Origin of the sequence: Sphingomonas trueperi (assembly GCF_040545965.1) — a bacterium.
GTDB lineage: Bacteria > Pseudomonadota > Alphaproteobacteria > Sphingomonadales > Sphingomonadaceae > Sphingomonas > Sphingomonas trueperi_C.
In genome coordinates, this window is record NZ_JBEPMV010000002.1 from 319,237 (window position 1) to 331,951 (window position 12,715).

Below are 12,715 nucleotides of genomic sequence, written 5' to 3' on the forward strand. Positions count from 1 at the left end.
TCAGGTTCCTCAGTGCTCGTTGTTCTTAGTGTTCGTTGTCTTTGCTTTTGATTAGGTCGACGAACTGCGCGAGTTCGGCGATATGCGCATCGATGTCGCGCTTCTGCGCTTCCAGATGGCGGATGCGGTCCATGCAGCGCTCGAGCGTCACCTGGCGCTGCACGCGCCGGCCGTCGCCCAGATCGTAGAGATCGATCATCTCCTTGATCTCGCCCAGGCTGAACCCTACCCGCTTGCCGCGCAGGATCCAGGCGAGCCGGGCGCGGTCGCGATGCGTGTAGATGCGCTGGGTGCCGCGCCGCTCGGGCGCGATCAGCCCCTCGTCCTCGTAGAAGCGCAGCGCGCGGGGGGTGACCCCGAACTCGGCGCACAGGTCGGAAATGGAAAAGGCGTCGCGATCGGGACGCGGTTCGATCGGCGCCAGGGCCTCGATCGGAGCGGCAGCAGCGGTCATGCTGCTTTTGTAGTTTACCCTTACGTGAACGTCAAGTGCGCACGCTAGTTCTTCGGCGGCTTGGCATTGCCGTTGAAGCGGGCACGGACGATATCCTCGTGGAGGATGATGGCACGGATTTCGAGTTCCGCGGCCTCGCTTTCGGTGAGCCCGTCGCTCGAAAGCCGCTCGGCGATATTGCTGTTGACGGTGTCCGCGCGCCCGAGCTGACGCGCTTCGCCGCGGGTCAGCTGGCCGCTGCGTTCGCCGGCGCGAATCTCGCTGCGCGCCGATCGCGGCTGCGCTGGGACATGGATCCCGCGCCCGGCGAAGCTGCCGCCGACGCTGGAGGGTACGGGGCCACCCCAGATCTGGGCGGAGGCAGGGAAGGCAGCCACCAGCCAGGCGGCGCTCGCAAGGACCAGAACACGCATCGGCTCTCTCCCATGGCTGCCGGTCAGGCACCGCAAGCCTGGAGGGAGGGTATCATATGCGAACGCCTAGTCTACTCCCCGCAGAGCGCATGGCCTTCGGCATCGCGCATCGCGTGCGCCTCGGGCACCGATTCGCCCAGCCGCGCGAACTGGGCACCCGCAAGGGCCGCTCGCCCGGTGCACCACTGCGCGCATGCCTTTGGCAACGCACCCGGCAACGCGAGGTGATCGCCGTCGAAGCGCGCGGTAAAGCGGCAGCCCCCGTCGGGCCCGAGGACCAGCGCCAGCCCCTCCCCGTCGCGGCGCACCGATCCGGTCGCGCGGCAGCCATTGCCCTCGCCATAATCGATGACGATGCCGATCCGGTGCGCGGCGCCGGCCGGCACGATGCAGAGCCGATCGGGCCCGCGCGCATAGGCGCCGGCGATGCTCACGTCCTTCGGATCGCGGATCAGTCCGCGCTGGATCGCGGCATTCTCGAGATCGACCGCGTTGCCGGCCGGCGGCGCAGGCGCAGGCCCGCCGCACGCGGCGAGCCCCAGCAGCAGCGCAAGCGCTGCGCGCCTCATGCGTCGCGCACCAACGCTCCGTTCTCGATCCTGCGGTAGAAGCAGCTCGGCGCCCCGGTGTGGCAGGCGGGGCCGTGCGGCTCGACGCGCAGCCACAGCGCATCCTGGTCGCAGTCGATCCGCGCCTCGACGACGTGGAGGAAATGCCCCGACGTCTCGCCCTTGGTCCACAACCGCCCGCGGCTGCGCGACCAGAAGGTGGCCTTGCCGGTCTCCAGCGTCACCGCCAGCGCCTCGGCATTCATATGCGCGAGCATCAGCACCTCGCCGGTGGTGGCATGGGTGGCGACGGCGGTGATCAGGCCGTTGGCATCATATTTCGGGTCGAGCGTGGCGCCCGTTTCGCGGATGTCGGTCACGGGCGCGCTGTAGCCGGGTTCGCGGCGAGCGTCATCCCTCGCATCTCCGCGCGGAGCAGTTTAGGGCGCGGTGCGTCCTGCGTTCAAAGGGAGAAGTTCGTGATCCTGTATGCCCTGGCCCCGCTCGTCCTCGCAGCGGCTCCCGTTACGGCGCAAACGGGCCCTAGCTTCGCCTGCTCGACCGCCGCAACGCCGACGGAAAAGGCGATCTGCGCCGACCCGAAGCTCAGCGCGCTCGATCGCGAGATGGCGCAGCTGTTCGCGGTCGCCAAGGAAAGCGCGTTCGGCAGCGGCCCCTCCAACCAGCTCGCCGCCCAGCGCGCTGCGTTGCAGGAGATGCGCGCCTGTAAATTGCCGCTCGCCGCCTGCCTGCTGGACCGCTATGCCCTGCGCAACCAGGAACTGGCGATCGCGGCCCTTCCCAAGAGGCCCGCGGCCGCGCTGCCGATCCTCCGCCGCGGCGACCCTGCCTTCGCGCCGATCCTGGAGGCGGTGCAGCTCTGGTCGGAAGCGCCGGTCGACGCCAACTGGTCCGTGCCCGAACGCGCGAAAAGCCGCACCCGCATTACCGCGCTGCTCCAGCCCTATCTCACCGGGCTCCAGACCAAGCCGGACCAGTCGTTCGGCAACTCCATCCTGCGCGAGCCCGGCACAGACGGCGTCACGGTGAAGACAATCGACGACCTGTTCCGGTCGGATCGCCACTTCGCCACCTTCCTCAACGTGCTCGGCCCGTATGTCGACGAGCCCAGGATCGCGGGCGCGCCGCGCACCCTGCCCTGCGCCGCGATCGTCCGCCACCCGAGGCTGCTCGACGCCACTGGTCCGGTATTCGGATCGACGATGGACAATTTCGTCTTCCGCAATGATTGCAGCGACACCCTGCCCCCGCTGCCGTCGCTCGGTGCGCTGCAGACCAAACTGTTCCAAAGCTGGCCGGAATGCGAAGGCACGATCCGCTACATGGCGTACAGCAGCTTCAACCGAGACATCGACGCAGCGCGGCTGGGGCTGGTCGAGCCCGGCAAGGCCAAGCCGCTGCCCGCGCGCAAGGGCGTGACCAAGCCGGATCTGGACGGCGTCGAACGCGACCTCACCACCTATTACGCCACCTATCTGCACCGCGCTCCGGCAGACGCCGCAACGATGGCCCGCGTCGCACTGTCCCAGCTGATGACGGACGCGCACCAATGTGACTGAGGCTCAGTGCTTTCGGATCGCCTTCACCAGGTCGTCCTTGTCCATCTTGGAGCGCCCCTCGATGCCGATCTCCTTGGCCTCGTCGTACAGCTCGGCCTTGCTGCGGTCCTCCAGCTTGCCGCCACCCGAATCGAGGCTGCCGTTCGCCTGGGCATTGGCGATGCGCGCCGCCTTCTCCTTGGAGGCGCCCTCGTCGCGCAGCTTCTCGTAGAGGTCGTCGTTCTTGATCTGGGTGCCGTGGTCCTTGGCCATGATCGCTCTCCTTTCTCAGGGGGTTAACCTGCAAAAAGGGTAAACGGTCCTTTTCCCTGTTACAGACCGGAGACAAAGCGGGACGAAGCGCTTATATGCCCGCCCATCGTCCCCGTTCCCCCCCGAGGGCCAATGCTTACCACACACCCGTTCGATGACGACAAGCTGCGCGAAGAGTGCGGCGTATTCGGCGTTTCCAACAGCGAAGGCGCGGCCGCGATGGTCGCGCTGGGGCTGCACGCGCTCCAGCACCGCGGCCAGGAGGCGGCGGGCATAACCAGCTGGGACGGCAATCAGTTCCATACGCATCGTGCGATGGGTCACGTCGCCGGCAATTTCGATCGCGACGACGTGATCCGCTCGCTCCCCGGCCTCGCCGCCTGCGGCCACGTCCGCTACGCCACGACGGGCGGCTCGGCGATCCGCAACGTCCAGCCGCTCTATGCCGAGCTGGCCAGCGGCGGCTTCGCGGTGGCGCATAACGGCAATATCTCGAACGCGATGCGGCTGCGGCGCGATCTCGTCCGCCGCGGTGCGATCTTCCAGTCGACCTCGGATACCGAGGTGATCATCCACCTCGTCGCCACCTCGCAGTACCGCACGCTGATCGACCGGTTCATCGATGCGCTCAAGCAGGTCGAAGGCGCCTATTCGCTGATCGTGATGACGCCCGAGGGCATGATCGCCTGCCGCGACCCGCTCGGCATCCGTCCGCTGGTGATGGGCCGCCAGGGCGAGTCGATCGTGTTCGCCTCGGAGACCGTCGCGCTCGACGTGTGCGACGCGCAATATGTCCGCGACGTCGAACCCGGCGAGCTGGTGATCGTCAAGGCCAATGGCGAGATGACCAGCCACAAGCCGTTCGCACCCCAGGCGCCGCGGCCGTGCATCTTCGAATATGTCTATTTCTCGCGCCCCGATTCGATCAGCGACAACCGCTCGGTCTATTCGGTGCGCAAGGCGATCGGCGCGCAGCTGGCGATCGAATCGCCGGTCGAGGCCGACCTCGTCGTGCCGGTGCCCGATTCGGGCGTGCCGGCGGCGATCGGCTATGCCCAGCAGTCGGGCATTCCGTTCGAACTCGGCATCATCCGCTCGCACTATGTCGGCCGCACCTTCATCCAGCCGGGCGACAAGGTCCGCCACCTCGGCGTCAAGCTGAAGCACAATGCCAATCGCGAGCTGATCGCGGGCAAGCGCATCGTGCTGATCGACGATTCCATCGTGCGCGGCACCACCAGCCTCAAGATCGTCCAGATGATGCACGACGCCGGCGCGAAGGAAGTGCATATGCGCATCGCCTCGCCGCCGACGCGCCACAGCTGCTTCTACGGCGTCGACACGCCCGAGCGCGCCAAGCTGCTCGCCGCGAAGATGGACGTGGGCGGGATGACCGACTTCATCCATGCCGACAGCCTCGCCTTCGTCTCGATCGACGGCCTGTACAAGGCGCTGGGCGAGGCACGCCGCGCGGATATCCACCCGAAATACTGCGACGCCTGCTTCACTGGCGACTATCCGACGACGCTGACCGACCAGGACGAACTGGCGCCCCCGCCGGACCAGCTGGCGCTGCTCGCCGAGAAGGTCGGCTGAGCCGGTGAGCGAGGGTCCGCTGGCGGGACAGACCGCCCTCGTCACCGGCGCCAGCCGCGGCATCGGCGCAGCGACGGCGATCGCGCTGGGTGCCGCCGGCGCGCACGTCATCCTCACCGCCCGTACCGCGGGCGGGCTGGAGGAAGTGGAGGACGCGATCTTCCAGGCCGGCGGCAGCGCGACGATCGCGCCGCTCGACCTTGCCGAGCATGACGCGATCGGCCGGCTGGCCGACGCGATCGGCGAGCGATGGCCGACGCTCGACATGCTGGTACTTAACGCCGGGATGCTCGGCACGCTCAGCGCGGTGAACGCCATCGACTTCGCCGAGTTCGCCAAGGTTCTCACGCTCAACGTGAGCGCACAGGCCGCAATGCTCGCCGCATTCGATCCAATGCTTCGCAAGGCGCCGGCAGCGCGCGTGCTAGGCGTCACGTCCAGCGTGGGGCGCACCCCGCGCGCCTATTGGGGCGTCTACGGCGCCTCCAAGGCTGCGTTCGAGAATCTGCTGCTCAGCTATGGGCATGAGCTGGAGAATGTCAGCCAGGTCCGGGTCGGCATCGTCGATCCGGGTGCTACCCGCACCAAGATGCGCGCGCGCGCCTTCCCGGGCGAAGATCCGGCGACGGTGAAGGCCCCCGAAGTCGTTGCTGAACGGATCGTCGCGCTGATGGCCGGCGGGCTCGAGCGCGGCCATTTCGAGCGGGTCGGCTGAAACTCTAGTTTTCGTCGTCCCCGTCCTTGGCGGCGGGGCTTGGTGCCGGGGCGGGCTTGGCGCAGGCGCAGCGGGCGCTCGCCGGCTTGCGAGTCGGTGCGGTGGTCGCGAACTCGGTGCGGGTGAGCGTGCCCGACTTGTCGGCATCGGCGCCGGCGAACTTGGCGATCGACTTGGCCGCCCATTCCTCGAAGCTCAGCCTTCCGTCACCGTTGGTGTCGAGCTTGGCGAAAGCCTTGTGGCGGGCAGCGAAATATTCGTCCCGGCTGACCGCATCGTTGCGGTCCTTGTCATAGCGATCGAAGCGCTTCTGCTCGCGGGTTTTGGCGTCCGCCTCGGGCGCGGCATCGGGGAGCGGCGTGGTCGTGCCCGCCGCGGCAGGTGCGGGCTGCAGCACCGCCGCGAGCGGCCCGCGGGCTGGCCCATGCTGGAACAGCAGAAATCCTCCGAACGCCAGCAACAACGCCGCACCGGCGCCCACCGCATATCGCCACATGCCCCAATCCTCCCCCGAGGAGCGCCGAGACTACACCTTCAGGGGGATGCAGCCAAGACCTACCAGCCGCTGAGCCGATGCCAGAGCAGCCGCACGACTCGCTTGGGCGCGCCGATCGGCAGCGGCGCATCGGCAGGCAGGTCTAGGTCCATTCGCGCCCGGTGTGCCATTGCCCCCAGCGCGCGGGCATTGCGGCTCCAACGCTGGCCCAGCGCCTCGGCCAGCTTGGGCGCGGCGAGGCTGCGCGCGGCATCGGCTTCCGCGCCGTCTCCGAGATGCCGGGCAAGATCGGCCAGCGCCCAGCCCTCGCCGCCAGTCGCCAGCGGATCGCCCGCGGCGCCGAGCGCAGTACCCGCCGCCACGAACAGGCTCCCCCGCCCCGCCGCATAGCGGGCGAGTGCCAGGCCATCGAGCGCCTCCTCCTCGACCAGCACTTCCCAGCCATGGACGATCGGCACCAGCGACGCGCCGGTGACGCCGCGCGGCAGTACCTCGGCGGCGAGCCCGCGCAGCACCGGTTCGGCGGGCGGCAGCGCGGTATCGAGCTTGGCCAGCGCCTCGCGCCACCATGCGAGCCGCAGCTGGCCGACCGCAGGCTGACTGGTGGTGCGGAGCAGCTGCGCCAGCGCCTCGTCCAGCGCCAGCAGCGCGGCGAGCGCAGCCTGCCCGGCGGCGGGCGCATAGGAGAGGATGAGCGCCCGTTCGGGGTCTTCGGGGGGCATGTTTAGGGAAGCGTTCACCCCTTCCCTCTATGGCGGGAGGATCGGCGACGGAAGAGCGAAGGCTCCCGCGCCTTGGGGTTTCGATCGATCGCCATGCGCACAACGGTTCTCGAGCGGTTTCAACGGTACCTCTCCGGGACGCTCCCGAGGGGCGGGCTGCTCGCGCGCCTGCGCGGCAACGTCGCCGGCAACACGCTGGCGATGATGGCGATCGCGCTGATCCCCTTGCTGTTCATCGCCGGCTCGGCGGTCGACACCGCGCGGCTCTACATGGTCAAGAACCGGCTGCAGCAGGCGTGCGACGCCGGCGCGCTGGCCGGGCGGCGGTTCATGGTGTCGAGCAATTCGACGACGCTCGACGCTGCTGCGACGACCCAGGCCAACGCCTTCTTTTCCAACAACTTCAAGCTCGGGCTGTTCGGCACCAAGGCGGTGACGTTCACGCCTTCCAAGACCAGCGAGAACCAGGTCGCCGGTACCGCCACCGCCACCGTGCCGATGACGCTCACCGGCATGATGGGCTTCCGCGACCAGGCGCTGACGGTGACCTGCGAGGCGCGCTACGACGTCGCGGACACGGACATCATGTTCGTGCTGGACACGACCGGTTCGATGGCGTGCCTCACGTCGGACGGAACCGCCGGCTGCAGCCAGCCGGTCACAAGCTATATCCGGCCCGTAACCGATGGGGCTCCCGGCTATGGCGGCACGATCGGCTATTACACGGTGGAACGTTCGGGCTCGAAAATCTCCGGCTTGCGACAAGCCGTGCTCAACTTCTACGACACCCTTGCAGCCGCGGTCGATCCCGCGACGCACCTCCGCTATGGCTTCGTCACCTATACGTCGACCGTCAATGCCGGCTACGCGATCAAGGCGCTTTCGCCCAGCTATCTCGTCGATAGTTGGACGTACAACAGCCGCAAGCTGATCGACGTCAACGACGGTACGGCATCAAGCCAGACCTATACCAACACGGATCATCCCACCTGCGACGGCTATGCGGGTCGCAAGCCCGCGAGCGGCTATACCGCTTCCGGCACCGCAACCTTCAACACCGTCTCCTGGTCCTCGCCGAACAAGGGCACCTGCGTCGTGACCAGCCAGCCGCTGAAGCGGAGCTGGAGTTACCAGAAGGTCACTTTCGACACGAGTCAGTACAAGCTTGGCGACGCCGTTCCGGATCTCACCAAGCTCGATGGCTCGACGTCGCGCTGGCAAGGCTGCATCGAAGAGCGAAAGACGACGCCGAGCAGCAGCTTCGACTATTCGAACTTGCCCCCGGACCTCAACCCCGACCTCGTCCCTGTCGACGACGATACGCGCTGGCGTCCGATGTGGCCCGACGTGGTCTATTATCGTGGCAATACCGATACCTCGACCTACTGGGGATCGAGCGTCAATCCGCCCGGAGACAGCACGAGCACGACGGTATTGGGACAATATACCGCGCTTTCCATGTCGAAGAACATGGAGAGCGGCTACGTCTCCTGCGGAAAACCGGTCCAGCGCCTGCAAGTCATGACGCGAGCGGACGTCAGTGCCTATGTGAACGCTACCGACTTCGTGCCCCAAGGCGGCACCTACCACGACACGGGGATGATCTGGGGCACTCGCCTCCTGTCTCCAAGCGGCCTCTTCGCCGCGGACACCGCGGCGTGGCCGGGACGCAATCCACCCAGGCGCTACATCGTGTTCATGACCGACGGCGACATGTCGCCGAGCAAATGCCTCTACGGCATGTACGGCATCGAGAATTACGACAAGCGGGTCACCAGCCTGAGCTACACTAGCAATTGCCGCGCGCAGACCCAGCTCGACAATCACAATGCCCGGTTTCTGGCTGCCTGCGCGTCGGCCAAGGCGCGCAACATTTCGATCTTCGTCGTCGGGTTCGGTCAGACGCTGACCTCCCAGCTCACCGACTGCGCCACGCCCGGGCAGGCCTTCTACGCGGCGGACAATGCCTCGCTGAATGCCGCCTTCCAGACCATCGCCAAGCGCGTGGCGATGCTGCGGGTCAGCAAATGACGCGTCCCCTCGCCTCCGATGAGCGCGGCGCGACGCTGGTCGAGTTCGCCATCCTGCTGCCGGTGCTCCTCGGGCTACTGATGGGGCTGATGGATCTGTGCTACCAGGCCTATGTCCAGGCGGTGCTGGAGGGCGCGGTCCAGAAGGCGGCGCGCGATTCCACCATCGAAGCAGCCAGCACCGCCACCATCGACAACCGGGTGATCGCCGCCGTCCGCCAGGTTGCGGGCAAGGCCACCGTCACCCCCAGCCGGCTGTTCTATTCCAGCTTCTCGGTGATCAAGCCCGAGGACTTCGTCGACGGCAACGGCAACAACAAATATGATTTCGGCGAGTGCTTCACCGACATCAACGGCAACGGCCAGTGGGACATGGATCCCGGCCGTGCCGGCCAGGGCGGCGCCAGCGACGTCACCATCTACAAGGTGACGGCGACCTACACGCGCATCTTCCCCGTCGCGCGGCTGATCGGGCTGAGCAATCAGGTGGTGCTCACGGCGGCAACCCGCTTCAAGAACCAGCCCTACGGCACCCAGTCGATCCCGATGCCACAGAAGATCTCGTGCTGATGAGCGTGCGCCCGCTGCTCCGGCGGCTGATCGCCGATCGTTCCGGCGCCGCGCTGCTCGAATTCGCGCTTGGGCTGCCGATCGTGCTGACCGCCGGGCTATGGGCTGCCGAACTCACCAACTATGCGATCACCAACCAGCGCCTCAGCCAGATCGCGCTGGCGCTGGCCGACAATGCCAGCCGCGTCGGCGAGTTCAAGGGCACCGGCTTCACCCAGCTGCGCGAGGTCGACCTCAACGACGTGCTGCTCGCCGCCAAGCAGCAGGGCACCCCGCTCAACCTCACCGCCAATGGCCGCATCACGCTGTCCAGCCTGGAGAATAGCGGCGGCACCCAGCGCATCCACTGGCAGCGCTGCATCGGCGCCAAGGGCGGCGCCACCTACGACTCGCATTACGGCAAGACGGTGAAGGCCGACGGCGTCACCTATGACCCGGACGCGGGCGTCAACACCGCCAGCTCTGGCGACAACAGCAGCCAGCATCCCGGCACGCTCGCCCCCAACGGCATGGGCGAGAACGGCGCGCAGGTGAGCGCGCCGACCGACTCCGGGGTGATGTTCGTCGAGATCAACTATCTCTACACGCCGCTGGTCGGCAAAGGCTGGTTCACCAGCACCAAGACGATGCGCTACGTCGCCTCGTTCGTCGTCCGCGACAACCGCGATTACGGCCAGGTCTACAATCCTTCGCCGGCCGCGAACCGCTCGACCTGCGACCTTTACGGCGCCTGACGAAAAAGGCCCGCCCGACGGAGTGTCGAGCGGGCCTGTTTTCTGCGCAGGCGCCGAAGATCAGCGATAGGTGACCTTCTTCACGACCGCGACGGCCTTGTCGGCGGTCACCATCGCGAGCTTTTCGAGGTTCGCGGCATAGGGCAGCGGCACGTCCTCGTTGGTCACGCGCAGCACCGGCGCGTCGAGGTCGTCGAAGCCCTCTTCCATCACGAACGCGGCGACTTCCGACGCGATCGAGCAGGTCGGCCAGCCTTCCTCGACCACCACGATGCGGTTGGTCTTCTTCAGGCTCTCCAGCACGGTCTGCTTGTCGAGCGGACGCAGCGTGCGCAGGTCGATCACTTCCGCGTCGACGCCTTCGGTCGCCAGCTTCTCGGCGGCTTCGAGGGCCACGCCCACGCCGATCGAGTAGCTGACCAGCGTCACATCCTTGCCCTCGCGCATGATGCGGGCCTTGCCGATCGGCAGGACATAATCGTCGAGCTTCGGCACGTCGAAGCTGCGGCCGTACATCAGCTCGTTCTCGAGGAACACGACCGGATCCTGGCTGCGGATCGCGGCCTTGAGCAGGCCCTTTGCATCGGCCGAGTCATAGGGCGCAATCACGATCAGGCCGGGGACGCTGGCGTACCAGGGGGCATAGTTCTGGCTGTGCTGCGCGCCGACACGGCTCGCCGAGCCGTTCGGCCCGCGGAACACGATCGGGCAGCGCATCTGGCCGCCGGACATGTAGTTGGTCTTGGCCGCCGAGTTGATGATGTGGTCGATCGCCTGCATGGCGAAGTTGAACGTCATGAACTCGATGATCGGCTTCAGGCCGCCCATCGCCGCACCGGTGCCGACGCCGGCAAAGCCATATTCGGTGATCGGCGTGTCGATGACGCGCTTGGGACCGAATTCGTCGAGCAGACCCTGGGTCACCTTGTAGGCGCCCTGATACTCGGCGACTTCCTCGCCCATCACGAAGATGCGCGGATCGGCGCGCATTTCCTCGGCCATCGCGTCGCGCAGGGCTTCGCGGACGGTGGTCTTCACCATCTCGGTGCCGGCGGGCACGGCGGGATCGGCCGGGCGGGTCTTCTCGACGGCGGCGGTCAGCTGGGCGGTGCCGGTTTCCGGCGCCTTTGCGGGCGCCGGGGTCGGCTCAGTCTGCTGGCTGGCGGGGGCCGGCGCGGCAGCGGCGGAGGACGCATCCTCGCCCTCGCCCGCGATCATCGCAATCACGGTGCCGACCTTCACGTTATCCGTGCCCTCGGCAACCAGGATCTTGGCGATCGTGCCTTCGTCGACGGCTTCGAATTCCATCGTCGCCTTGTCGGTCTCGATCTCGGCGAGGATGTCGCCGGACTTCACGACGTCACCTTCCTTGACCAGCCACTTGGCGAGCGTGCCCTCTTCCATGGTCGGCGAGAGTGCCGGCATCTTGAGTTCGATCGCCATCTCAGTAGGTCTCCACCAGCACGTCGGTATAGAGTTCGGCCGGATCGGGCTCCGGCGTCTGTTCGGCGAAGTCCGCCGATTCGTTCACGATCTTGCGGATCTCGGCCTCGAGCGGCTTCAGCTGCTCTTCGGTCACGCCCATCGTCTCGAGCTCGCGCTTCACCGCCTCGATCGGGTCCGACTTGTCGCGAACCGACTGGACTTCCTCGCGGCTGCGATACTTGGCCGGATCGGACATCGAGTGGCCGCGATAGCGATAGGTCTTCATCTCGAGGATGATGGGACCCTTGCCGGCGCGCACCCAGGCGAGCGCTTCCTCGGCGGCACCGCGGCAGGCGAGCACGTCCATGCCGTCCACCTGGATGCCGGGGATGCGGAAGCTCTCGCCGCGCTTGTACAGCTGGTCTTCGGCCGAGGAGCGGTTGACGCTGGTGCCCATGGCGTACTGGTTGTTCTCGATCACGTAGATGATCGGGAGCTTCCACAGCTCGGCCATGTTGAACGATTCGTACACCTGGCCCTGGTTCGCGGCGCCGTCGCCGAAATAGGCCATGGCGACGCCGCCATCCTCGTTATACTTATGCGCGAAGGCGAGACCCGTGCCGAGCGAGACCTGGGCGCCGACGATGCCGTGGCCGCCGTAGAACTTCTTCTCGGTCGAGAACATGTGCATCGAGCCGCCCTTGCCGCGCGAGATACCCGCGCCGCGACCGGTCAGCTCGGCCATGATCACCTTGGGGTCGATACCGTAGGCAAGCATGTGCCCATGGTCGCGATAGCCGGTAATCACCGAGTCCTTCTCGCCGTCCAGCGCGGACTGCAGGCCGACTGCCACGGCTTCCTGGCCGATGTAGAGGTGGCAGAAGCCGCCGATGAAGCCGAGACCATAGAGCTGGCCCGCCTTCTCTTCGAAGCGGCGGATCAGCAGCATCTGACGATAGAATTCGAGCAGCTCTTCCTTCGAGGCCTTGAACCGTTCCGGTTCGCTGGGCCGCTCGCGATTCGGTACGGCGGGTGGGGTCGGTGCGTTGCGTGCCGGTGCTTTGGCCACGATCAGATATTCCTCATCCGGGGAGGGGAAAGGCGGGTGCCTATACGCGCGTTATCGCAGGGCTTGCAACCAACGCGCGGGTTCGGCCCACGTTCATCCGCCCTAAGACGC

15 protein-coding genes are annotated in these 12,715 nt (G+C 66.8%); 6 read left to right on the forward strand and 9 right to left on the reverse strand.

Annotated features, from left to right (window positions below; all coding sequences use genetic code 11):
• Window positions 1-25 precede the first annotated feature (25 nt).
• The 4 genes from ABIC35_RS05305 to hisI form a co-directional block, all read right to left on the reverse strand.
• Window positions 26-454, reverse strand: coding sequence for a MerR family transcriptional regulator (locus tag ABIC35_RS05305; protein WP_121077308.1), 429 nt, complete (start codon window positions 452-454; stop codon window positions 26-28).
• Between the two features lie 44 nt (window positions 455-498).
• Complete coding sequence (locus tag ABIC35_RS05310) at window positions 499-867, reverse strand: hypothetical protein (RefSeq protein WP_121077310.1); 369 nt, start codon at window positions 865-867, stop codon at window positions 499-501.
• Window positions 868-938: 71 nt separating this feature from the next.
• Window positions 939-1,436, reverse strand: coding sequence for a hypothetical protein (locus tag ABIC35_RS05315; protein WP_121077312.1), 498 nt, complete (start codon window positions 1,434-1,436; stop codon window positions 939-941).
• The gene (hisI, locus tag ABIC35_RS05320; protein WP_121077314.1) at window positions 1,433-1,795 is read right to left on the reverse strand and encodes a phosphoribosyl-AMP cyclohydrolase; all 363 of its coding nucleotides are present in this window, start codon (window positions 1,793-1,795) and stop codon (window positions 1,433-1,435) included. The genes ABIC35_RS05315 and hisI overlap by 4 nt, the downstream gene beginning before the upstream one ends.
• Before the next feature lie 99 nt (window positions 1,796-1,894).
• Here hisI and ABIC35_RS05325 point away from each other — a divergent pair, with 99 nt between their 5' ends.
• Window positions 1,895-2,995 carry a lysozyme inhibitor LprI family protein gene (locus ABIC35_RS05325; RefSeq protein ID WP_121077317.1) on the forward strand — a complete coding sequence of 367 codons (1,101 nt, stop codon included), beginning with the start codon at window positions 1,895-1,897 and terminating at the stop codon, window positions 2,993-2,995.
• A 3-nt stretch (window positions 2,996-2,998) separates the two neighbouring features.
• Here ABIC35_RS05325 and ABIC35_RS05330 read toward each other — a convergent pair whose 3' ends face one another.
• Complete coding sequence (locus tag ABIC35_RS05330) at window positions 2,999-3,247, reverse strand: DUF7218 family protein (RefSeq protein WP_121077319.1); 249 nt, start codon at window positions 3,245-3,247, stop codon at window positions 2,999-3,001.
• Between the two features lie 132 nt (window positions 3,248-3,379).
• Here ABIC35_RS05330 and purF point away from each other — a divergent pair, with 132 nt between their 5' ends.
• On the forward strand, window positions 3,380-4,843 hold the full coding sequence (purF, locus tag ABIC35_RS05335; RefSeq protein WP_121077321.1) for an amidophosphoribosyltransferase: 1,464 nt from the start codon (window positions 3,380-3,382) through the stop codon (window positions 4,841-4,843).
• A gap of 4 nt (window positions 4,844-4,847) precedes the next feature.
• A complete protein-coding gene (locus tag ABIC35_RS05340) occupies window positions 4,848-5,558 on the forward strand; it encodes an SDR family NAD(P)-dependent oxidoreductase (RefSeq protein WP_121077322.1) in 711 nt (236 codons plus the stop codon).
• A gap of 4 nt (window positions 5,559-5,562) precedes the next feature.
• Here the strand turns inward: ABIC35_RS05340 and ABIC35_RS05345 are convergent, their stop codons facing one another.
• Both ABIC35_RS05345 and ABIC35_RS05350 read right to left on the reverse strand, forming a co-directional pair.
• The gene (locus ABIC35_RS05345) at window positions 5,563-6,054 is read right to left on the reverse strand and encodes an EF-hand domain-containing protein (RefSeq protein ID WP_121077324.1); all 492 of its coding nucleotides are present in this window, start codon (window positions 6,052-6,054) and stop codon (window positions 5,563-5,565) included.
• 59 nt (window positions 6,055-6,113) lie between these two features.
• The gene (locus ABIC35_RS05350; protein WP_354278333.1) at window positions 6,114-6,794 is read right to left on the reverse strand and encodes a squalene/phytoene synthase family protein; all 681 of its coding nucleotides are present in this window, start codon (window positions 6,792-6,794) and stop codon (window positions 6,114-6,116) included.
• A gap of 75 nt (window positions 6,795-6,869) precedes the next feature.
• Between ABIC35_RS05350 and ABIC35_RS05355 the strand changes: the two genes are divergently transcribed.
• Genes ABIC35_RS05355 through ABIC35_RS05365 form a run of 3 tightly spaced genes read left to right on the forward strand, consistent with a single transcriptional unit; the run spans window position 6,870 to window position 10,110 of the window.
• Window positions 6,870-8,807, forward strand: coding sequence for a TadE/TadG family type IV pilus assembly protein (locus ABIC35_RS05355; RefSeq protein ID WP_121077328.1), 1,938 nt, complete (start codon window positions 6,870-6,872; stop codon window positions 8,805-8,807).
• A complete protein-coding gene (locus tag ABIC35_RS05360) occupies window positions 8,804-9,376 on the forward strand; it encodes a TadE/TadG family type IV pilus assembly protein (RefSeq protein WP_121077330.1) in 573 nt (190 codons plus the stop codon). The genes ABIC35_RS05355 and ABIC35_RS05360 overlap by 4 nt, the downstream gene beginning before the upstream one ends.
• Window positions 9,376-10,110 (forward strand): TadE/TadG family type IV pilus assembly protein, encoded by a 735-nt coding sequence (locus ABIC35_RS05365; protein ID WP_121077333.1) that lies wholly within the window; start codon window positions 9,376-9,378, stop codon window positions 10,108-10,110. The genes ABIC35_RS05360 and ABIC35_RS05365 overlap by 1 nt, the downstream gene beginning before the upstream one ends.
• Before the next feature lie 60 nt (window positions 10,111-10,170).
• Here the strand turns inward: ABIC35_RS05365 and ABIC35_RS05370 are convergent, their stop codons facing one another.
• Together ABIC35_RS05370 and pdhA are read right to left on the reverse strand one after the other, a co-directional pair.
• Window positions 10,171-11,553, reverse strand: coding sequence for a pyruvate dehydrogenase complex E1 component subunit beta (locus tag ABIC35_RS05370; protein WP_121077335.1), 1,383 nt, complete (start codon window positions 11,551-11,553; stop codon window positions 10,171-10,173).
• A gap of 1 nt (window position 11,554) precedes the next feature.
• Window positions 11,555-12,604: a pyruvate dehydrogenase (acetyl-transferring) E1 component subunit alpha gene (gene pdhA, locus ABIC35_RS05375; RefSeq protein WP_121077337.1), complete on the reverse strand. Its 1,050-nt coding sequence runs from the start codon at window positions 12,602-12,604 to the stop codon at window positions 11,555-11,557.
• Between the last annotated feature and the right edge of the window lie 111 nt (window positions 12,605-12,715).